Raw genomic sequence first — 22009 nt, 5'->3', positions numbered from 1 at the left:
AACTCTAATTCTTATGAAAGCATCCCTTAGAAAATACCGATTTTTCTGGTATATTTTCTTAAATTTCTGTCTAACAATTCTTTTCTCCTCCATCGTTCAAGCTTCTACGGGAAGCACTATAAATAGGGGGCAATCCTTCGCATTAACCCTTTTAGGATTAGTCGCTTTTGCTTTATTTATCTACCTATTCCTTGTCATCTTTGTACCGGAGAGGTTTTAAGAGATTTCTGGCACAATTAATTTTTGAGAGTTCAAAAATGGGAAAAAGCAGAAAATCTCTAAATAGACTCTTTCATTGATTGTTGTTTATTCTTAATTCTCCTGACTCCTGACTCCTGACTCCTAACCCCACCAACAAACTTTTTGCCGCAAACCCGACTTAAGAGGTCTAATCATGAGTTTTGCACGCGAGGCCGGTAGAGCCATCCGTTCTACCCTAGTTCTCTGGGTGATCACTGCGCTGATCTATCCTTTCTCGATGATCGCCATCGGTCAAATTCTTTTTCCCTGGCAAGCAAACGGGAGTTTAATTACCAATAATCAAGGTCAAGTGGTGGGTTCGGCTCTAATTGGGCAACCTTTCACCAGCGATCGCTATTTCAATAGTCGTCCAAGTACCACCGCCTACAGTACGGCCGCTCCGAAAAACGATCCTAACAAAGTCCTGCAAACCGGAGTTTCGGGAGCGAGTAACCTGGCCCCTAGTAACCCCGCATTGATTGATCGCATTAAAGGAAAACCCGATTCCGACATGAAAAAAGCACTGGAGGGGGAGATTCCCCGATTAGAGAAAGCGGCAATTAAACCCACCGCAGATCTAGTATATACCTCCGGTTCCGGTCTCGATCCCCATATCACCCCAGAGGCCGCCAGGTCGCAGATCGAGCGGGTGGCGCGCTCGCGGGGATTACCGACGAATCAAGTGGAGATCCTCGTTATCAAAAACACCGACGAGCGCTTTCTCGGCATCTTCGGCGAACCGGGGGTTAACCTGCTGAAACTGAATTTGGCTCTAGATGCGATCGCAAATTCCCGCGCAAATTCCCGATAGGGTTTCTGATGCTAAATCCTGTTTAAAAGGTATAGGAAAGTGGCAAGAGGGCTCTTCTGGTTTCTGTGTGGAAACGAGGTCTATACTGATAGTTTATTCCGCCAAATAGGACTAAAAGTCTTGCCTGATAAGCATTTCACGATTCCATAAGCAAAAATTATCACACAAAGTCGAGAAGAGCCGCAAGAGAGAGTTTGCCTTTAAAAACCCCAAGTTAGTAGATTTACAAAAATGGGATGCAGCCGCTAAAAAACTAACTGGGAGAGGATGGTTTAGCTGATCTTACCTTGGGATTCACATTTAAAACCTTGATCGCGCCAAGCTTCTAAATCAACGGAATTTAAGGGAATGACTTGCCAACAGGGGGGAGAGATTAATTGTCCCACAAAAGCCCAAATTATACTTCTAGTCACATCTAAACCAGTTTTTAGCTTTGATTCGTGATTACCCGGAATACCAATTTCTCTGACTGCATCGATTTCTACTGCTATACCGTGGGATTGCAAGTGAATTGCTGCTAACCATTGAGCGCGAGGTAAATGAGTAGGAGAGGTGATGACTTTTACTTTATGTACTCCCCATTGTTTTAAAATTGGCACGGCAAAGAAAAAATTGCCGAAGGTAGAATCAGCACACTTTTCTAACCAGACGTTAGTTTTTGGCGCTTTTGCCCGTTCAAATAGTAATAAAATACAGGGGTCTTTCGAGCCTTCGGAAATCAAAATCGGTATATTGGGGTATTGCTGGGCCAGATTAGCTGCATAAATTTCCCGACGAATGCTGCCCCCCAAAACTAAGATGGCATCAATGGGTTTTTGTTGATTAATTGGCAAGCGGACGGCTAAATTAATCGCTAGATTAAGGATAATAAACCCAAAAACCAGAATCAGAGTTAGTTTTAACCATCTTTGCCAATGCCGGTGTTTACGCACAAAATTTTTCGATTTTTTCCCCATTGTTTAGAGATGGTGTAACAATTGTGCTTTGATAATTTTTTCTGCGGGGTTGAGTTTAACTAATTGTGAACCTGTCCCGTCTTTACCCGTAACTGTCACAGTCTCTACCTCTAAGGGTAGTTTTCGATTCTGATTGGTACTTAATAACACTATACTCCCCTCCCGGGCCGCTACCATGGCCGCTAAACTATCCTGTTTGTTAACGAATTGTAAAGCAGGTGAACCAAGATCGCCTAATTGTGATAGACGTAAATTCTCGATCCCTAGTCTTTTCCCGTAACCTAATCCCGAAATCAGCAGCAGATTTTCCCGATGAGGGAGAGAAACACAACCAGCTAGATGTTCCCCGTAGCGCAACCGCAAAATTGCCAAACCCTGGGCAGATTTACCCATAATTGGCAATAATTCCTCGCGCACGGGATAACGCAACACCCGACCGCTACTGGTGGCGATCGCTAAGTCCAGGCCCTCGTGAGTAAAAATAGCACCATATAGGCGATCGTCTTCTTTCAATTTCATCAGGGACAAACCCCGACTACCAACCCCCTCTAATTCATTGATGGGAAGTCGCTTTATTCGCCCCTGTTGACTCAGTAAAAGCAATTCTTGATTTTTTTGAGGTTCTGTGAAGAAAAATTGATTTAACACCGCTTCTGACTCTTTTTGGGCGGTTTTGGTCAGCAGACTGGAGATTAATACTGGTTGATTCGCTTGCGGGGGAACTTCCCGGATAGCAATCGGGTAAGCTTTGGCATTATCGAGGATAACTAGGAAATTTTCCCGTTTTTCGATCGCCTGTTGATAGATAATTAAACCCCAGTCCGGCGCTCGCTCTTCTGGTGTCGTCCAACTGATTTTATCTTCGGCATCAAGCAATAAAATCGCATTTTCTGGGGGTTCTTGGGGCGTAAATAGACTTAAACTCGGTGCATTCTCACTCTCAGACTTTTTCTTAACTTTATTCTCCTGTTTTTTAACTTCTGACTTCAAAGAGGATGTAGGGTGTGGGGTGTGGGGTGTGGGGTGTAGGTAAGGAAACCTCTTTCATCTGTGGGGGTGAAAATTTTTTCATCGGGACTGTCTCCTGTTTTTTAACAACAGAATCCTGTTTCTTCCCTGCTGTCTCCTGTCTCCTGTCCCCCGACTTCCCGGTGCGAATTTTTGTCCGTCTGCTATCGGCGAATTTTTTCTTTAAAGAGCGCAATTCTTTTTTCAGAGACTTGAGAAACTCCTGACGGTTATGGAGGAGGGTTTCCAATTGTTGAATTTTTGTTTGTAATTCCGTCGCTTCCGTCTCTAACTTTTGTCTTTCCAAACCAGTTAAACGACGCAGAGGCATAGCTAAGATAGAATCAGCTTGAGCGTCACTAATGCCCAATTCTGCCTGAAAACGATACTTAGCCGTCGTCCCATCGGGAGCATTTTTGAGAATATCCACCACTCGATCGATATTCTGCAAAGCTAATAATAAACCCTCGACTAAGTGTAAGCGATCGCTGGCCTGTTGCAACTCATCGCCATACTGACGGGTGAGAGTTGTTTCTCGAAAGCGCAAGAATTCCTGTAAAACTTCTTTTAAAGACAACTGCCGGGGTTGATTATCGACCAAAGCGAGGATAATCGCCCCAAAATTAGTCTGTAGGGCCGTTTGTTGGTATAAAGCCGCCAAAACCTGCTGCGGTTGACTTTCCCGCTTTAATTCAATCACCACCCGAATGCCTTCGCGATTGCTTTCATCGCGGATATCGGCAATTCCCTCCAATTTCCCTAAATTAACTAATTCGGCGATTTTTTCAATCCATGCCGCCTTATTCACCTGAAAAGGCAACTCAGTAACCACAATTGCCGTCCTTTCCCTTCGGCGCTTGCCCTCAATGATAATTGTTTCAGTTTTCGCCACTCCGCGCACGGGAATAATCCCCCTACCGGTGCGATAAGCCTCGCGAATGCCAGTATCATCTAAAATCTCGCCTCCCGTGGGAAAATCGGGCCCGGGGATAATTTCTACTAACTTTTCCTCGCTTAAATCGGGATTATCAATCAAAGCGATTAAACCTTCCACCACTTCCCCTAAATTATGGGGAGGAATATTAGTCGCCATCCCCACCGCAATACCTGAACAACCATTAAGAATCAGTATCGGTAACTGAGCGGGTAAAACAACCGGTTCCTGTTGAGAATTATCAAAATTACTGCTAAAATTAACGATAGCATCGCTAATTCCCCCTAAAACCGCCTGATCACCGATGCCGGCCAAACGGGTTTCTGTGTAACGCATGGCCGCCGGGGGGTCGTTATCGATCGAACCAAAGTTACCATGGCCCGATAAAAGTGGGTAACGACTGGAAAAATCCTGTACCATACGAACCAGTGCTTCGTACACTGACTGATCACCGTGGGGATGATATTTACCCAAGACATCCCCCACCACCCGCGCACATTTGCGAAAAGGGCGATCAGGAGTTAACCCCAGTTCGTGCATAGCGTATAATATGCGACGATGCACTGGTTTTAAGCCATCCCGTACATCCGGCAAGGCTCGCCCCACGATCACACTCATGGCATATTCTAGATAGGAGCGTTCCATCTCTTGGTGTAAGGCCGTGGGTATAATTTGACCACTAGCTAAGAAATCCAGTTGTTTGGCCATGAGTCTCTCGTTTTCAATCTGTCTAGCTGTGAATCATAAGGCATTTTGCCCGTTTTAACCTTGTTTATCCCTGAGCATCCCTATGACGACTGTTTTGATTGTAGAAGACGACCCGATTAATTTTCGCGTTTTTGCCAAAATTTTGACCAAACGAGGTGGTCTAGAGGTTAAAGGGACCGAAGATGTGGAAGAAGTGCTTCGTATTGCTCGGGACAAGAAAGCGGATGTGATCTTAATGGATGTCTCTCTCTCCCATAGTGTCTATGAAGGGAAAGCGGTAGATGGCATTAAAATCAGCCAAATTCTCAAAGCTAACCCCGAAACCGCCGATTTACCCGTTATTCTCGTCACCGCTCACGCTATGGAGGGCGATCGAGAGAATTTTCTCAAGCAGAGTCGGGCCGATGGTTATATTTCTAAACCGGTGGTTGATCACCAAGCTTTTGTTGAGCAAATTTTGGCGATTATCCCTCGGGATTCAGTCTAAGCTTTGAGTCTTCTTTTGTTAGTATATCAGTATTGATCTAGACCAGCTGCTTTCAGTTTACTCCTAACAGCTATCTCCCTAATCCTCCACTCTGCCATAGATGGCGTAGGCTCGATCGAGCGACCAGGCCCACATCTGATCCCCTAGGGAAAAATGCCACCATTCCCCCTTATGTCGGCTAAATCCCGCCTCCTCCATCACTTTAGCCAATAAAACTCGTTTTTGATGATAGCTCTGTTCTCGTGGGCTTTTTGCGGCAATATAATGATCGGGATGCGATCGCTCTCCGATCTCATCGATTTCTCCTCCCATGTCGATGGTTTGTCCCTTCTCGTCCACTAGGGTAATATCGATCGCCGCTCCGGTACTATGGGGAGGCGGGGTGGCGGCATTATCGCTGGGAATTGCCCAAATAGTGTAAACTTCTGTTAAAATCGCTTGACTTTCTGCCTCCGATAGTTTCTCTTTGGCTAATCCTCTTGTGTCTAGGAGAGTCTGAAAACTATAATCGACCATAAATTGTTGCACTTCGATCGGTCGATAGGCATCAAAAATCAAAATTTGCCAACCGGGTTGATAGACTTGCAGACGGTTTTGAGCGTCAATCAGGGGATTTAAGACCCCTTGTCGCAAAAAATAGGGAGATTTACCCCGATAATTAGCTCCTAATTTCTCGTAAGCATGGGGAGAAGGGATAACAAACTTATCTGCGGGTATAGGTACTAGGGGTTCCCCACATTCACGAATAGGAATTTTTTGGTAGGGTTTCATCGCGTCGTCGAGAAACAGTAATTTTATTGATGGTCAACTCGATCGCCAGTTTACGGGTACAATAAACCCGTTATTCCTCCTCCTCAACGGTTGTAGGGAATTTCATACTGGCCCAAGTTAACTGTTTTTGTGGGTCTTTTTCCGGTTCACTAAAACTCTCTTTGAGTTGTTCTTTTACCTGAGCAATATTGCCACTTTGAGCGGCATTCTTTAGATCATAGACATAACGAGCATTTTCGATCGCTTCCTCTTTACTACGAGAACTAGACTCAAAGCATTTTTCTAGGTCTTTGTAAATACCCTTGCGAGAGATTTTGAGAAAATATTGACGTTCTGTATCGATAAGTTTAGCCAATAATTCTAGGTGCATGGAATCCTCGGCACAGATATCCGCGAGGATATCCCATTCTTCACTCCCCAAAAGATTATTATCCGCCCCCGGTCGCGGATCTTGAAAAGTTTCTCCAGTCACTTGTTTATAAATCTTCGGTAATTGGTCATCAAATTCGTGCTTTTCTTCCCTCCAAATCCGGCGAATTTCGCTGAGTTCCTCCGTGGTAATTAGGGTAATATCTTTCATCTCCTCTGGGGCATTAGTACGCACGCTCTCCTGAGCTTCTAATACCCTTCTCAGCCAATATTCCCGCCATTGTTTAGTATAAGGGCCGGGTATGGGTTCGATCGATATTTCTCCATTTAAGTTTCTTTCAAATAATTGTACTTTCCCAAAGATACGGCGAAAATCCCGTTTTGGTCGGTCATCTTCTATATCTAATTCGTTGCGAAGCTCTAAAAGCGGTTGTAACCATTCTTTTTCTTCGTCATTCTGTATCATTGCCTCCATCGATTTATCTTTATTCACCAACGTACACACCCAACAACCTAAGCGCGAATCTCCACAGCTAGGAGTGGAAGTATCTACCACTAGGGGACATTCATTATCCGCAGTCGCTCCTCGATACATTGCTAATAATTCTTTGTTATCTCCTCCCCAGGGATTTTCCCACTGCATTAAGTACATCCATACCTCGTCGTTGCGCCAGTCCTCAATAGGAGTATAAACAAGAGAATTAATCAAACTTGGTCGAGGACTCAGACGATCTCTTAATCTACCTTTTTCGTGTTTCGCCATGACATTGGCTCTCTTTTGGCTCTCAGCTTTACGCATTCCTAAAACTAAAATAACTTCTCCACTTTCACGAACTACTTGTCGAATGAATTGATTAGCTGGATTAATTTTTAGTCGTTCAGTACACCATCTAAATCTTATTCTCGGTGCTGGATATCCTTTGCCAATCAAACAAACCCAATACCTTCCTAAAACTTCTGGATGTAATATATGAGCTTCTATTGGCATTTTTTGTTGTTCTGCCGCAATTCTCAGTTGACCAATTGATTTATTTACCCATGCAGTTACTATCGGATTTTCTACCAATGTATCTGTCGTTATGACGTAAACTTTTTTTTGTCTTTTTTCTTCTGGCAACTTAGTGATCGCATTCCAAACCAATTGTAAAACTGCCGTACTATCTTTTCCCCAAGATACACCTATGATCCAGGGAATACTGTCTAGACAATATAACTCTTGTATTTCTTGAGTAATACTTTTGATATCTTCTACGAACTCCTCTATAGCACGATTAGGAAAAATAGAAGTTGTTTTTTCAAGCATAATATTATCAACAAAAAGATCAACTAATTTCTAAAAATATTCTGACGATGCCATTGGATAGCTTCAAGTTTTGGATAGTGATTTTCTAGAGTGGGTAATAAAATATTCATACCATGAAAGTCTTTAATAGCTTTAGCATTAGGAGAAATTTCTTGAAAGTCTTTACTAATCATAATTTTGTATTGATCGTCAATAGCAAATAGTCCTTGATCGAATGCCCAATGATGATTTTTACAAAGAGATAAACCATTGTTTATCTGGTTATCATAGAATCTGGCAAAAGGTTTGATATGTGCGCCATCGACAATACTTTGTGTCAAGGAGTGGATGACTTTAAGACCACAAAAAGAGCATTGATAATCGTATAAATGGACTACTGACTTGCGAAATAACGCATCTCTAACTATAGACTTTCTAAAATAATATTTTGTCTGTGTTTCTCCTGCATCTAAAACGCTACGATCTAGTTGAGTGTCATCATCTTGTTGTAAGACTTGATTAATTTCTAAAATATCTTCTAATTGCTTTTGACTAGAAGAAAACCAAGCTTCTATTAGAGTATCAATTAGCTGTCGTCTAGCTTCTGGTTCCTGTAAAAGTTTATACAATTCCTCATCTAAAATCGCATAATCTACATCTGCTCTAATTTTGGGAATAGTTTGAGGACGGCCCCCACTATAAATATCACTAAACTTTAGCTTCCAAAATCCGTCATTTTTTAGATGAAAGAATGGTAAAGCTAACCCACCTTTAAAAGTATCTGGGTTTAAACGCTTCCAATACTTATCAAAAGTATCGATTAAGTCATCAGAAATATATATTTTATTATCTTGAATTTGAGAATCACTAATTAACTCAATTACTGATAATAATAAGATAGGCTTATAAGGTGCTTCACCACTTTGCTTAGACTTATTGACTTTAATTTTAGAAAATAAGTCACAATAATATTTTAAATTGCGTAGGGGAAGACTATCGACCATAGGGGGGGGGAGATATGCGGGTAAAAAAAGGAAACTATTACCAGCATACAGAAAAACATCCCAGCGAGAGAGAAAAATATAAAAAGCCTAGAGAGATAGTCATAATAACATCGATCGAGCGCGGCTGACAAGCGATCGCACATTACCGAACTTATGTACTATGATCAACCCTTAATCCAACTTTAAAAACCCGCTTCCCACTCCCTCCTATACCCTTTAAAGAGGATTTAGTATCACTTTCCCGGGTTGAGGGTTTAAGTCCAGTTAGGGATTAAAGAGTAACTCCACCGTCCACGGGTAAAACCACCCCTGTCATATAGGGGTTGATAATCAAACTCAATACTGCTAGGGCGACTTCTTCGGGTTGCCCTAAATGTTCGACAGGTAGAGCAGAAACCGCCCATTTGCTCAGGTCGGAGCGTTCCGAATCACCTTGACTGGTCCAGATGCTTGTATCTTCTATTAATCCGGGGGCAACAACGTTAACGCGAATAGGAGCGAGTTCTAGGGCGAGGGCGCGTCCAAATACGGCTACGGCACTATTAGCGGCGGCTATGACGGAAATTCCGCCCATTTTGGAATATTTGAACATAGTGACGCTGGATGTCAGGGTAATAGAACCGTCCTTGGCCAAAGTTTTCAGGGAGCCACGCACTGCTAAAAAGGTTGCCCAGAATTTCTCCATACCTCCCCGGGCCGTTTCTGCGGTCATTTCGGTTAATAAGGCTCGCGGCATATTTCTGTCTCCGAGAGAGGTGACTACTAAATGGTCAAAGTTGCCAATTTCTGCAAAAAAGGCATTAACAGAATCTTCTTCTAAAAAATTAACAGTTTTGGCTTCAATCTCCCCGGAAATTAGGGCAACAGCGGCAGCTAATTTCTCTTGAGAAGCATGGGAAAGCACCACTTTTGCCCCTAGGGAGAGCAATTTTTGAGCAATCGCTAGGTCAATCCCGGAGCTTGCACCAATAATAACGACTTTTTTACCCGATAAGGAATCAAACATTTTTTTGTCTCCAAAAATTCAAGAAAAACTTACAACTATTACAGTTCATTGACTGGCTTTTGGGCAGCAACTAACCAATAAGTTATGACCGAGGAACTTAGCAAATTATCGAGAGGCTTAATGTTTAAATTATAGGTTTCTTCGTCTAATTTTCCCGATTGCAATTCCTCTGTTAACCAAGACTTAAGATGGCGAAAATGTCTGAACCAGCACTCCTCCGTCACCTCGACAAATTGAACATCTTTAAACCCTGCCTGTTGATAAAGATTTTGATACTCGGCAATATCTTTGACCGTGTTTGCTTGGGGAACTGTCCAATCCCCCAAAAGTTCCGTTGTGGCAAAACTCAGATCTGAGAGAATTAAGGTTCCCCCCGGCTTTAATACTCGCCAAGCTTCTTGCAAGAATTGCCGCCTGGTATTAAAATAAAAAGCCGCTTCTACACAAATAATTTGCTCAAAAGAATGATCGGCAAAATCCATCTCTACCGCATCCATTAACAGAAATTTACCCTCGGGAAAATTCAAGAGACTTCTGGCAATTTGTGTCGGAGAAATGTTAATCCCCACAATTGCTGTCAATGGGTAATATTTGAGAAGATAATGGGTAGTTGCTCCCAAACCACAGCCAACATCAAGAATTGTTCCCTGTTTGTTGGGAATAAATTCTAAAAGTTTCTCCATCAGAGTAGAGGATGCTTCCTGTTGATCTTGAGTATGGGAGAGCCAATAACCGACATTAAAAAACTCTCTTTCACCATAAAACTCTCGAATCGAAGGACTACAAATTAAATCATCGAATCTACTAATCCATTCATTTTTATCCATTGTTAAACTCACTTAACTGTTTCGGCAAAAACTACATTAGTTTAACACGATTTGGCTTAGTAGAGCGGGAAGTACCCACTTTCCGCACTTCTTAACATTCAATTAATAATTTTTACTAATATATTGCTTACAATCCTTTGCCAGTAAAGATTATAGCTACAATCATGGATTTTGATCAAGGTGAAGAATTGTCAATTTTTTTCTCAGAAAAAATCAATTATTGAAAATGTTCTTAATAGTAGTTTGTACAATGAAGGTTTTTCGTCAAAACATCTTGGGGAATGTAAAAATATATAAAAGTATATGAAGATGTGCGGAATGTCGGCCGTTAAGGCACTATGCTGAATCATACTGTTTTTTAAAACACAGAGTTGTCATGCCTAATTTTTCGCACACTTGTAGCAGTATCAACTACGACCCTAACAGCACAATCCTGAGTGCTGAGTGCCAAGCTCGCGATGGAGAATGGCTCCCTACCGAACTGAGGCTTAGTGACCATATCGGTAATATAGATGGGGAATTGCAGTTCGGGGATCAAAACTTCCAAGAAACCTGCCAAGATTGTCACCTTGAGTTCGGGGATGGAGAGCAATCCGTATGGTTGGTGTGTACTTGTCAAACAATGGATGGGGAATGGAAACCTACGCAAATACTGTTAGACAGTCAGATCGATAATAACGATAGCCAACTGGAAATCGGATAGGGTAGGGGAGGACGCAAGAAATCCACGATTCCGCTATCTGTTGGCTAGGAAACCTACACTTACCCGCAAGAAAAGTGTAGGTAGTTCACCAAGTATTTGACTTGAGTAAGACGGCAATATATGTTACTATCGCAAGGTAATCGCAGCTATCTTGAAAAAGCTGCCACTCAAAACTAGGAATGACCATGAATTATCCTAATAGCGAACAGAGTAAAGCAATCCCCTTCTTTGCTCGTTTTTTGTCTGCGGACCAAGACGAGGCTCCGACTCCCGATTCCCCCCCCGATTCTGAACCCGCTCCCGTTTGGACTTGGAAATGGCCTTCTGACTGGGAAGATAGTTAATTAATTTAAAGATTGCTTTCAGTAATTCAGACAGAAATAAACTGCCGCCATAAGTCAAGCAGGAGTAAGATTTATGGCGGTTTTTTGTTGTATTTAGGGTTTGCTAAACAAGTCAATTGGCCGGTGAGGGCAGCAGGAGAGAGGAGGGAGAAAGTGCTTAGTCAAGTTAAAACTACTCTTCAGCAATTTCGACTTCTTTGGGAGCAACAGGTTCTTCGGCAGCAATTTCTACTTCAATAGCCTTTTTCAGGTTAAGTTTTAGAACTTGAGAAATTGGCAAACCTTCCACCTCATTGATGAGATATTCTTGAGTTTCTGTTTCACGACGTTTGAGATAGACCGTTTTAAGCAGTGCCTCAATGCCATAACCCGTAACAATGTCACCAATAATGGTAGAGATGCCTAAGACCCCAAGTCCACCAATTAGTCCCAGCGGACCGCCTAACCCAAAAAGTGCGTAAATCGCAGGATAGGCAGTACCACCAGATGCGGCAACAGCAATAATGAAAATAATGCCGGGGAGTCCCAGAGATGCAAGTTTTTGAACAACTTCATCCAGAGAAATTCCCCAGGAGACAAGTTTTTTGTTGATTTCTGTGGGATTAATTCCGAGAAAATCATTGGGAATGGCCGTTTCAGTAGTTTCCGTCATTGATGAGACTCCTAAAATCACTAAGTTGGATTGGTTGGTCGGGATTTCAGTCATATAAAATCCATGGTAAGGCAAAAGAATACAAATCGGCTGTCTAGCAATCAGATGCCTTGCAGCATTCTACATTAGTCTTACTGTTCACACAACTTGTAGAAAATCGTCAGTTCTTAGATTAAATCCTGTTTAAAAGATAGAGGAGATTGGGTAGAAACAATTGATAACTGGGGTTTTCAAGTTGGATTGGGAGTTAATCATAGTCTTAAAAACGGGTTTGGTATCAAATCTCAAGGCAAACTTTTAACTCTTCGGCTAAAATCTGGACATGGGGTTCCACCATAATCGAGACATGATTTCCTAGTACGAAATGAATCTCAACTGGCTCTGTAGAAAATTCACTCCAGCCTAAAGAAGAATCCTCGCAATCTCCAGCTATTAAATCTTTATTTGGATCATCAGCTAATTCCTCACTGGCCCGTATAATCGTGATTTTACCAGGATAAGTCTGTTTAGGGAGATAATCAATCAGACATAAACAGCTAGTTTTATAGGCTTGGACAATTTTTTCAAGCTGCCTAGTTTCCGCATTGGGGGGAAGCATATTAGCCAGTTTAAAAAAGTTTAAGGCGTATTTTAATTGTTCCTCCACTGTTAAGACTTGAAGAGTTTTATAGGAAATATCGACGGTTTTATCTAAATAAACTTCGATACCTTTGCTGACTTCAGCTAACCACCGCGCATGATCCCAATTAATATAATCAAGCAAAATTTGTTTGTCTTTATAGGTGGGTGCTGAAGAATCAATGATTGCTAGTAATGCCACTTGTTGACCCTGATTAACCAACTGTTGAGCCATTTCAAAAGCCACATTACCACCGTAGGAATGTCCTCCCAAAAAGTAGGGTCCTTGGGGTTGTAAATCCTGCATGGCTTTAATATAAATACTGGCTATATCCTCAATGCGACTGATTTCTCCAAACTGTTGATAGAGATCATTTTCAAAACTGTAGAAAGGTTGATCTTTTCCTAAACAACGTCCTAAATGGTAAAAATAAAATGGTCGTCCTCCAGCGCCTGGAACACAGAAAAAAGGCGGCTTTGAACCCTGGGGTTGAATGGGAACTAAACAAGACTGGTTAGAGGAATCTGCATCAGTTTGGATAATGGTCGCTAACTGTTCAATAGTTGGGTTTTGAAATATTGTAGTTACGGCAATTTCTTTGCCTAACTGTTCTTTAATTTGGGTGATTAAATAAGGAGCTAAAAGGGAATGGCCACCGAGGTCAAAAAAGTTATCCTGCACGCTAATTTTGTCAATCTTTAGCACTTTTGACCAGATTTGCACAAGGTTTAATTCTAACTGATTACGCGCTCCAATAAATCTGTCTGAATCACTGGTGTTACTGGGAGCTTTTAACGCACGGCGATCAATTTTTCCGTTAGCTGTTAAAGGGAAAAACTCCAGCATCACAAAAGCACCCGGAACCATATAACCGGGCAATTTATCGCTAAGAAATTGACGCAAATCGCCACTTGTTAGCTTTACTCCTAGCTTAGGTACAATATAGGCAACTAACTGTTTTTCCCCCGGATTGTCTTCACGAACAATCACACAGGAAGACTGTACCGCCTGATTTTGACTAAGTACGGACTCAATTTCTCCTAATTCAATACGGAAGCCGCGAATTTTTACTTGATTGTCAATCCGTCCTACATATTCAATATTACCATCGGGTAAATAACGCGCTAAGTCTCCCGTTTTATATAATTTTGACGGCTCATTGCCCCCCTTATTAAGGAGGGTTGGGGGGATCACTTCATCCTTCTCAAAAGGATTAGGAATAAATTTTTCTTGGGTTAATTCGGGACGGTTAAGATAACCTTTGGCTAATCCTGCACCAGCAATATGTAATTCTCCTACTACACCAATCGGGACAGGTTGCAGATTTTTATCCAGTAAATAGATTTGGGTATTGGCAATCGCTTTACCAATGGGAATAGTTGTCGCTGTAGAAGCTACGTTTTCCACTAAATACCAAGAAGAAAACGTTGTATTTTCCGTTGGACCATAGACATGAAGCAACCGTTGTGGCGCACCTTTTTCTAGTACCTCTTGTACCCATTTTGGTTCAACTGCTTCACCCCCAAATAGTAAGCATCGTAAGTTACTAAAAGCTTGGGGAACTAAATTAGCTAACTGATTAAAAAGTGCTGTGGTTAAAAATAAGACACTAATCTGATTTTCCTTTAAGCTTACTGCCAATTCTTGGGGTGAGAGCAGAACTGATTTAGCAATAATAATAATCTTAGCACCGTTAAGTAAAGCCCCCCAAATTTCAAAAGTAGCGGCATCAAAAGCAATATTAGACGCTTGCACAACGCGGTCATCAGGAGTAAACTGGATGTAATTGGTATTTAATACCAGTCGATTAACTGCTTGATGACCGACGATAACACCTTTGGGTATTCCTGTAGAACCAGAAGTATAAATAACGTAGGCTAAATTATCCGCAGAAACTGTGCTGTTCAGATTCTCCAGACTTGCCTGATTAATTTGTTCCCAATCTTTGTCTAAACAGACAAAAATAGCATTATGATTTGGCAGGGAAGCCTGTAAATATTCGCAGGTTAATATTATTTTAAATTGGGTATCTTGGAGCATAAAGCTAATGCGTTCTTGGGGATAATCTGGGTCAATAGGAACATAAGCTCCACCGACTTTAAGAATAGCCAATAATCCCACAATCATGTCGAAGGAACGCTCTAGACAAATCCCCACTAATTCATCTGGTTTTACTCCTAATTTTTGCAGGTAATGAGCTAATTGATTAGCTCGACAATTTAATTCATTGTAGGTTAATTGTTGATCTGAACATACCACTGCTACCGCATCGGGTGTGCATTTTACCTGTTCTTCAAATAACTGATGAATACATTTATCAGAGGGATAATCTGTGTGAGTTTCGTTCCACAATGATAACAATTGATAACGTTCTTCATCACTTAACATCGATAACTCAAAAATTCCCCTATTGGGATTAGCTGCAATCGCAGTTAAGAGATTTTGAAAATGTTGCCCCATTTGGTTAATGGTGGGGGCAGCAAACAAATCCGTACTATAACACCAAACCGCTTCTAAACGATCAGAAACTTCCCAAAAATTTACCTCTAAATCAAATCGCGCTTTAAGCTCAACAGATAAAGGCAAACTCTCCATCTTTAAGCCAGATAAACTGGCCTCAGATTGGGGAGTATTTTGCAGTGAGAACATTACCTGTATCAAAGGATTATGACTTAAATCTCGGTTTAATTGTAATTTTTCTACTAACATTTCAAAAGGCAAATCTTGATGGGCATAAGCTGATAAAGTTGTTTGCTTTACTCGTTCTAATAACTCGATAAAACTCGGATTTCCTTCTAGATTACCTCTGAAAGCCAAAGTATTGGCAAAAAAGCCCATCAATTTCTCAATTGCCGAACTATTACGATTAGCGATGGGAGAACCCACCAAAACATCTAATTGACCACTATAACGAGAAATTAGGACAAAAAAAGCCGCCAGTAAAGTCATAAATAGTGTTGCTCCTGACTCCTGACTTAACCTTTTGAGGCGTTGCGTTAAGTCTTGATTCAGGCGAAAAACCTGCCCATCACCCTGGAAACTAGGAATTGGGGGGCGGGGATAATCCGTCGGCAATTCTAAAATAGTAGGTGCATCTTGTAACTGTTTTTGCCAGTAATTAAGTTGACGTTCCAAGACTTCACCGGTTAGCCATTGACGTTGCCATACGGCAAAATCGGCGTATTGAATCGATAATTCAGGGAGAGGGGAAGGCAATCCCTGAACAAAGGCTGCATAAAATTGAGATAATTCACCAAAGAAGATGCTCAAAGACCAACCATCGTAAATAATATGGTGCATCTTCAACAGCAATACATACTCTTGAGAACCCAGTTTAAGTAACTTAAATTGGACTAATGATTCCTTGGCTAAATCAAAGGGTTTTAAGGAGAAAGCAATCGCTATTTCTTGCAGATGTTCTGTTTGTTCATTTTTTGATAAATTTTGTAAATCTTGAAGGGGTAAACTGACGGGTGAAGGGGGAGCAATGCGCTGAATTGGTTGCCCTTCCACCATAGGAAAAGTGGTTCTTAAAATTTCGTGACGGCGAATTAGTTCACTGAGACTTTGTTCTAAAGCCAACAGATTGAGGTTTCCTTCTAACCGTAAAGCGTCTAACAGATTATAGGAATGACTATCGGGGGAAAGTTGCTGCAGAAACCAGAGTCGTTGTTGAGCAAAAGAGAGGGGTAAATCCTGATCCCGTGATACAGGAATAATCTCTAAATCAACAGTATTAGTTGGGATTTTTGCCGCTCTTAAAAAGTCCAAAATTTCAGGTTTTTTGGCGGCGATTTCTTCTTTAATTTCTGGGGTCATAACCCCTTTGGGAGCCTGAAAACGAAGTTTTTCGCCTTCCAGCCATAGTTTAATCTCTAAACCCTTCAAATACGCTAAAAAATCTCCTACTTTCACTTACCAATTGCCTCCAAAGTTGTTGTTAAATTAGCTCTAAATCACGAAGTTTGCCCTGAGGATGAAAAAGTCCATCAGATTGCTATTGACTAGGATCAATATTTGTCCTTTGCCGTTTTAACTGTCTTGCTAAACTATTGAGAGCAGCTAAAACTTTAACTGTTTTTATAATTCACCATCCTCATAATCTTCTAAGCTTTCAGTCATAGCTATTTCTCCCGGTGCAACGGTAAGAACTTCAATAATTTGGGCTAAATTAGCGATAGTTGGGTATTCTAGCAAATTTTGTAAAGACAATTCCACCGAGAAAAGATCGCGGGAACGGGAAATAACCTGAGTTGCTAACAAAGAATGTCCTCCCAATTCAAAGAAATTATCCTTAATCCCAATACGTTCGACTCCCAAAACTTCACTCCAAATTTGAGACATTTGAGTTTCAATCGGGGTACGAGGTGCGAGAAATCCCGTAGCTAAATTGCGTTTAGCTGTATCGGGAGTAGGCAAAGCCTGTCGATCTACTTTACCATTAGGAGTCAAAGGTAGGGCATTAAGCAAAACAAAAGCCTGGGGAACCATATAACTAGGTAGCTTTTGTTGGACAAATTCCCGCACCTGTGGCACTAACTTCTGGACTAATTTACCATATAGGGGATTATTCGTATAATCAGTCCAGGATTTGGGAATAATCGTCTCATCATCCCAAAAATTGGGGTATGGTTGTTGATCAATTTTATTTATTATCGGTTCGAGGATGGCATTCTGGCGACAGAAAACCACATCGAAAGAACCATCTTGACTACCTTCCCACCAACTGAGATGAACAGTGTAACCTAACTGTTCTCCCAGTTGCCACATTTGCTCAGGATTAATCCCTATCCCGCTATTTTTTCCTAACAATTGTCGCAATTCTCCCACCGTTTTTACTCCCGGAGGATTTTCTAAACAGTCTAAAATTTGTAGGGCCTTTTGTAATCGTTGATTGGGTACATCTCTGATGCCTAAATATTCTGGTTGTTCTAGTTTTAGTTTATCTTGTAGTTGCGCTAAAGAAAACCGATCCCGCTGCCAATTTAGCCAAGGAATTGTCGTTTTTTGCCCATCAGTATCCAGATGTAAAGTAACATCATAGCGGAATTGGGTTAACTCATTGTCAGCCTGACCCCGTTTCGGGGCAATTTCTACCCAAGAAATTCGCGGAAAACGTTGTTTAAGCGCGATAAAGAACTGAGGTGCAATTAACAATTCTTCTTCGGTAGCTACACTTTGATTCACCTGTTTTTGCCATTGTTCAAGGGTTTTATTAGCTTCAGCGCGAGCTAACTGTACCGCCGCATGGTAAGGCTCTAGTAAGGACAAACTACGAATATCACCTAAGAAAATCTTACCCCGATCCGCAATCGTCTTGACTGCTCCTGCGATAACTTGTAATAGATAATCCACACTAGGGAAATACTGAACAACAGAGTTAATTACTACTCGATCGAAAGTAGCTTGGGGAATGCCGGTAAAATCATCGGCTGTTCGGTGTAATAATTTTACTTTGCCCTCTAAACCCTCAATTGTGCCACATAAATGTTCGAGGTTATTAATGGTAGCAGCGGAATAATCGGCTCCCCAATATTCCTGACAATGTTTCGCCACACGGAATAGCAATAATCCACTTCCGCAACCAATTTCTAACACTCGTTGTGGTGGTTGATTTCCTAAAATTCGGCTCACTGTCTGATCAACCCATTCCCGCATTTCTGCTGGCGGAATAGCTTGTCCTGTATAACTACTATTCCAACCACTAATATTAAAAGTGGGGTCTTCAATTTGAGGTTGGGGTTTACTGTAGGATTCTTCATAAATCTTTTGCCAATCACTAACATATTCACTCTGCCATTGAACCAGCTGTTCAGGCAATACTTGATCCTTGAGAGCCGGAACTAAGTAGGCTACTAAATTAGTATTAAGCTGGTCATGATCATGATCACTTGCCTGATCAGCGCGAGCTATCACAACCGCTTCTTGTACTAAGGGATGTTGGCTCAAAACTGCTTCAATTTCCCCTAACTCGATACGGAAACCCCGCACTTTAACTTGGTTGTCAATCCGTCCCAGATATTCAATCTGACCATCGGGTAAATAACGGGCTAAATCTCCCGTTTTGTATAATTTTGACGGCTGCTCTCCCCCCTTATCAAGGGGGGTTAGGGGGGGATCAAGGGAGACAAACGGGTTAGAGATAAACTTCTCGGCGGTCAATTCTGGGCGATTCAGATAACCCCTGGCTAACCCCGCACCGCCAATATGTAATTCCCCAGCTACTCCGATAGGAACTGGTTGTAAATGAGGGTCTAAAATATAAATCTGCACATTGGGAAGCGGACGACCAATGGTTATTTTTTCATCGAAAGGCGTACATTTTGCGATCGTGGCACAAACACTTCCTTCGGTTGGCCCATAAGCGTTGAAAAAGTTTCGCCCCGCAGACCATTGTTTGATCAGTTCGGAAGAACAAGCTTCACCCCCGACAATTATTGTTTTTAACGTTGATAATTCGACTAAAGGCAAAACCGCCAAAGCTGATGGAGGTAAACTAATATGGGTAATGGCATAATCGCTTAATCGCTTAATTAAGGGCAGACCAGGCATTAGAGAGTCTTTTGTTGCTAAGAAAAGTGTTGACCCAGACCCAGACCCTAGTGCCATTAAGATTTCTGATATACAAACATCAAAGCTTAGGGAAACAAACTGGAGAACACGACTCTGAGAATAGACACCAAAAGTCTGAATTTGAGCTTGAGCGAGATTGCACAATCCTTTATGTTCTACCATCACGCCTTTGGGTTTGCCTGTAGAACCAGAGGTATAAATCACATTGGCCAAATTAGAGGGGGTTACTTTCGCCGTCAGGTTATCCTGGCTATATTGGGCAGTTTTTTCCCAAATTTCTTCTAAAAAGACTGTTTGGCCTTGATGGTTGGGGAGTTTATCAATTAGTGAATGTTGGGTTAGTAATAAGGAGACTTGACTATCCTCTAACATAAATTGTAGGCGTTCTTGAGGATATTCTGGGTCAAGGGGTAGATAAGCCCCACCGGCTTTAAGGATGCCTATTAATGCCACAATCATGTCTAAAGAGCGCTCTACACATAAACCGACTATTACCTCGGTTTCTACACCTAAAGAGCGTAAATAGTGAGCTAGTTGATTGGCCCGACTATTTAATTCTGCATAGGTCAACTGTTGATTTTCAAAGACTACTGCTACTCCATCAGGGGTACGCGCTGCTTGTTCCTCAATTAATTGATGAATACACTTGTTATAGGAGTAATCAGCTTTTGTCTCATTCCAACCCTCTAATAGTTGATACTCTTCCTCTGGGGTTAATAAGGGTAGTAAAGCCACCGGTTGCTGTGGATTTTCCACAATTGCCGCCAACAAAGTCTTAAAATGAGTCATCATACGGACAATAGTTTCAGCATCAAATAAATCCCTGTTATAAGAGCAAAAACCGCCCAATCCTTCGGCTGCATCCCAGAGGTAAACTTCTAAGTCAACCCTAACTGAATCAAGTCCCGATGGTATCTCCTCAATGTTTACTCCGGGTAAATCCCAGGGAGAACTAGGAGCATTCTGAAGGGCAAAAACTATCTGTGTTAAAGGATTACGATCTAAATGACGCTCAATTTGCAATTTTTCGACTAACATCTCGAAGGGTAAATCTTGATGGTCGTAGGCGTTTTGAGTAGTTTGTCTGACTTGTGCGAGAAAATCCTCAAAGGTCGGTTCTTGAGATAAATCAAATCTTAACACTAAAGTATTGACAAAAAAGCCAATTAACCCTTCAATTTCGGTGCGGTTACGGTTAGCAATTGGTGAACCAATTACCACATCTGTTTGTTGACTATAACGAGATAGTAACACAGCAAAACCCGCTAGTAATGTCATAAAGAGAGTGCTACCGGACTCTTGACTGAGTTTTTTCAGTTGTTGCGTTAGTTGACTATCTAGTTGCAGTCGCTCCGTCCCTCCGCGAAAACTTTGGATTGCTGGCCGGGGACGGTCTGTGGGAAGTTGGTGTAGTAGGGGAATCCCGGTTAATTGTTGCTTCCAGTAGCTTAATTGACGGTCTAATACTTCATTAGTTAACCATTGACGCTGCCACACGGCAAAGTCAGCATACTGTATTGATAAATCAGATAAATCTGCTTTTGTATCGGTGCAGAAACTTCGATAATAGACCGATAATTCGTCAACTAAAACACCTAATGACCAACCATCCGCCGCAATATGATGAATAGCTAATAATAGTACATATTCCTCTGTCTTGACTTGCCATAATTTGACTCGTAATACTGAACCTGATTCGAGATCAAAGGGTTCGGATGCTGCTGCTAATAACAGATTTTTTACCTGTTGCTCAGAATGACTGAGGTTTTGCAGATTGACAACTGGTAAGGTGAAGGTTACATTAGGATCTATCGCTTGTATTGGTTTGTTATCTTTGAGTTTAAACTGAGTCCGTAGGGGTTCATGGCGTTGAATAATTGCCTGGAAAGCTTTTTCTAAGGCTTTAACATTGAGATTTCCCTGCAAACGCATCGTTAAATCAATAGTATAAGCCCCACTTTCTCCTTCTAATTGATTCACAAACCAGAGACGTTCCTGGGCCCAGGATAGGGGAATGTCCTCCTCTCGATTAACGGGGACAATTGATGGTAGCTTTAACCCTAAACCTGTTTGCAGTTCTTTTAAAATTACCGCACTTAACTGAGCAATGGTTGGGGATTCAAACAGATAACGCAAGGGAACAACAATCTCAAAGGTTTCCTGTAATCGAGAAATAACTTGAGTTGCCAACAGAGAATGTCCACCTAATTCAAAGAAATTATCCTCAATACTGACTCGTTCTAATTTCAGTACCTCAGCCCAAATCCGCGCCATTTTTTCTTCAATGGGGTTACGGGGAGCTATATATTCACCTTTGCCCTGTAAATCGGGAACAGGTAAAGCGCGGCGGTCGATTTTGCCATTGGGAGTTAAGGGGAAAGCATCAAGAAGGACAAATGCCGTTGGAACCATATAGTCGGGTAATTTTGCTCGCAAAAATTGCCGTATTTCGTTAATTGTCAGGTTGATTTCGGGTTGCGGTACAACGTAAGCAACTAAGCGTTTATCCCCTAGATTATCTTCACGAACAATCACACAAGAAGACTGTACCGCCTCATTTTGGTTGAGTAACGATTCAATTTCTCCCAATTCAATGCGGAAGCCACGCAGTTTTACCTGATTGTCAATCCGTCCTAAATATTCGATTTTACCATCGGGTAAATAACGGGCTAAGTCTCCCGTTTTATATAATTTTGACGGCTCATTGCCCCCCTT

General features: G+C 41.7%; 14 protein-coding genes and 1 pseudogene. 5 read left to right on the top strand and 10 right to left on the bottom strand.

Annotated features, from left to right (window positions below):
- Positions 1–13 precede the first annotated feature (13 nt).
- Together IM509_RS24185 and kdpC are read left to right on the top strand one after the other, a co-directional pair.
- A complete protein-coding gene (locus IM509_RS24185; RefSeq protein ID WP_072927114.1) occupies positions 14–220 on the top strand; it encodes a potassium-transporting ATPase subunit F in 207 nt (68 codons plus the stop codon).
- A gap of 174 nt (positions 221–394) precedes the next feature.
- A complete protein-coding gene (kdpC, locus tag IM509_RS17495; protein WP_052278284.1) occupies positions 395–1051 on the top strand; it encodes a K(+)-transporting ATPase subunit C in 657 nt (218 codons plus the stop codon).
- Positions 1052–1323: 272 nt separating this feature from the next.
- On the opposite strand, the gene IM509_RS17490 is transcribed toward kdpC, so the two are convergent.
- Positions 1324–2007 carry a YdcF family protein gene (locus tag IM509_RS17490; RefSeq protein ID WP_052278283.1) on the bottom strand — a complete coding sequence of 228 codons (684 nt, stop codon included), beginning with the start codon at positions 2005–2007 and terminating at the stop codon, positions 1324–1326.
- A gap of 3 nt (positions 2008–2010) precedes the next feature.
- Positions 2011–4657 (bottom strand): annotated as a pseudogene (locus IM509_RS17485) (DNA gyrase/topoisomerase IV subunit A).
- Between the two features lie 82 nt (positions 4658–4739).
- Between IM509_RS17485 and IM509_RS17480 the strand changes: the two are divergent.
- Positions 4740–5144 carry a response regulator gene (locus IM509_RS17480; RefSeq protein ID WP_185237802.1) on the top strand — a complete coding sequence of 135 codons (405 nt, stop codon included), beginning with the start codon at positions 4740–4742 and terminating at the stop codon, positions 5142–5144.
- A gap of 78 nt (positions 5145–5222) precedes the next feature.
- On the opposite strand, the gene IM509_RS17475 is transcribed toward IM509_RS17480, so the two are convergent.
- From IM509_RS17475 to IM509_RS17455, 5 genes are all read right to left on the bottom strand, one after another.
- Positions 5223–5915 carry a M15 family metallopeptidase gene (locus tag IM509_RS17475; RefSeq protein WP_072924256.1) on the bottom strand — a complete coding sequence of 231 codons (693 nt, stop codon included), beginning with the start codon at positions 5913–5915 and terminating at the stop codon, positions 5223–5225.
- 70 nt (positions 5916–5985) lie between these two features.
- Positions 5986–7587, bottom strand: coding sequence for a DNA phosphorothioation system sulfurtransferase DndC (gene dndC, locus IM509_RS17470; RefSeq protein WP_185237803.1), 1602 nt, complete (start codon positions 7585–7587; stop codon positions 5986–5988).
- 23 nt (positions 7588–7610) lie between these two features.
- Entirely contained in the window at positions 7611–8570 is a 960-nt protein-coding gene (locus tag IM509_RS17465) for an HNH endonuclease (RefSeq protein WP_185237804.1), read from the bottom strand.
- A gap of 271 nt (positions 8571–8841) precedes the next feature.
- Positions 8842–9576 (bottom strand): SDR family oxidoreductase, encoded by a 735-nt coding sequence (locus IM509_RS17460; RefSeq protein ID WP_052278280.1) that lies wholly within the window; start codon positions 9574–9576, stop codon positions 8842–8844.
- Positions 9577–9614: 38 nt separating this feature from the next.
- Positions 9615–10403 (bottom strand): class I SAM-dependent methyltransferase, encoded by a 789-nt coding sequence (locus IM509_RS17455; protein WP_052278279.1) that lies wholly within the window; start codon positions 10401–10403, stop codon positions 9615–9617.
- Between the two features lie 376 nt (positions 10404–10779).
- Between IM509_RS17455 and IM509_RS17450 the strand changes: the two genes are divergently transcribed.
- Together IM509_RS17450 and IM509_RS17445 are read left to right on the top strand one after the other, a co-directional pair.
- The gene (locus tag IM509_RS17450) at positions 10780–11106 is read left to right on the top strand and encodes a mannose-binding lectin (RefSeq protein WP_052278278.1); all 327 of its coding nucleotides are present in this window, start codon (positions 10780–10782) and stop codon (positions 11104–11106) included.
- A 185-nt stretch (positions 11107–11291) separates the two neighbouring features.
- Positions 11292–11450, top strand: coding sequence for a microviridin/marinostatin family tricyclic proteinase inhibitor (locus IM509_RS17445; RefSeq protein ID WP_002750786.1), 159 nt, complete (start codon positions 11292–11294; stop codon positions 11448–11450).
- Positions 11451–11622: 172 nt separating this feature from the next.
- Here IM509_RS17445 and IM509_RS17440 read toward each other — a convergent pair whose 3' ends face one another.
- From IM509_RS17440 to IM509_RS17430, 3 genes are all read right to left on the bottom strand, one after another.
- Positions 11623–12102, bottom strand: a complete 480-nt coding sequence (locus tag IM509_RS17440; protein ID WP_052278589.1) for a hypothetical protein — start codon at positions 12100–12102, stop codon at positions 11623–11625.
- Positions 12103–12379: 277 nt separating this feature from the next.
- Complete coding sequence (locus IM509_RS17435) at positions 12380–16636, bottom strand: non-ribosomal peptide synthetase (RefSeq protein WP_185237805.1); 4257 nt, start codon at positions 16634–16636, stop codon at positions 12380–12382.
- Between the two features lie 165 nt (positions 16637–16801).
- Positions 16802–22009 (bottom strand): non-ribosomal peptide synthetase (locus IM509_RS17430; RefSeq protein ID WP_272079500.1); only part of this gene is annotated, 5208 nt, incomplete at its 5' end.

Origin of the sequence: Microcystis sp. M31BS1 (genome assembly GCF_020245285.1) — a bacterium.
Taxonomy (GTDB): Bacteria; Cyanobacteriota; Cyanobacteriia; order Cyanobacteriales; family Microcystaceae; genus Microcystis; species Microcystis panniformis.
The sequence above is the reverse complement of the archived record's forward strand: the minus strand, read 5'-3'. Positions and strand labels throughout refer to the sequence as shown.

Excerpts from the sequence above, each read along its gene's own strand:
- IM509_RS24185 (WP_072927114.1), top strand. The coding sequence starts at position 14 with ATGAAAGCATCCCTTAGAAAATACCGATTTTTCTGGTATATTTTCTTA.
- kdpC (WP_052278284.1), top strand. The coding sequence starts at position 395 with ATGAGTTTTGCACGCGAGGCCGGTAGAGCCATCCGTTCTACCCTAGTT.
- IM509_RS17490 (WP_052278283.1), bottom strand. The coding sequence starts at position 2,007 with ATGGGGAAAAAATCGAAAAATTTTGTGCGTAAACACCGGCATTGGCAA.
- IM509_RS17480 (WP_185237802.1), top strand. The coding sequence starts at position 4,740 with ATGACGACTGTTTTGATTGTAGAAGACGACCCGATTAATTTTCGCGTT.
- IM509_RS17475 (WP_072924256.1), bottom strand. The coding sequence starts at position 5,915 with ATGAAACCCTACCAAAAAATTCCTATTCGTGAATGTGGGGAACCCCTA.
- dndC (WP_185237803.1), bottom strand. The coding sequence starts at position 7,587 with ATGCTTGAAAAAACAACTTCTATTTTTCCTAATCGTGCTATAGAGGAG.
- IM509_RS17465 (WP_185237804.1), bottom strand. The coding sequence starts at position 8,570 with ATGGTCGATAGTCTTCCCCTACGCAATTTAAAATATTATTGTGACTTA.
- IM509_RS17460 (WP_052278280.1), bottom strand. The coding sequence starts at position 9,576 with ATGTTTGATTCCTTATCGGGTAAAAAAGTCGTTATTATTGGTGCAAGC.
- IM509_RS17455 (WP_052278279.1), bottom strand. The coding sequence starts at position 10,403 with ATGGATAAAAATGAATGGATTAGTAGATTCGATGATTTAATTTGTAGT.
- IM509_RS17450 (WP_052278278.1), top strand. The coding sequence starts at position 10,780 with ATGCCTAATTTTTCGCACACTTGTAGCAGTATCAACTACGACCCTAAC.
- IM509_RS17445 (WP_002750786.1), top strand. The coding sequence starts at position 11,292 with ATGAATTATCCTAATAGCGAACAGAGTAAAGCAATCCCCTTCTTTGCT.
- IM509_RS17440 (WP_052278589.1), bottom strand. The coding sequence starts at position 12,102 with ATGACGGAAACTACTGAAACGGCCATTCCCAATGATTTTCTCGGAATT.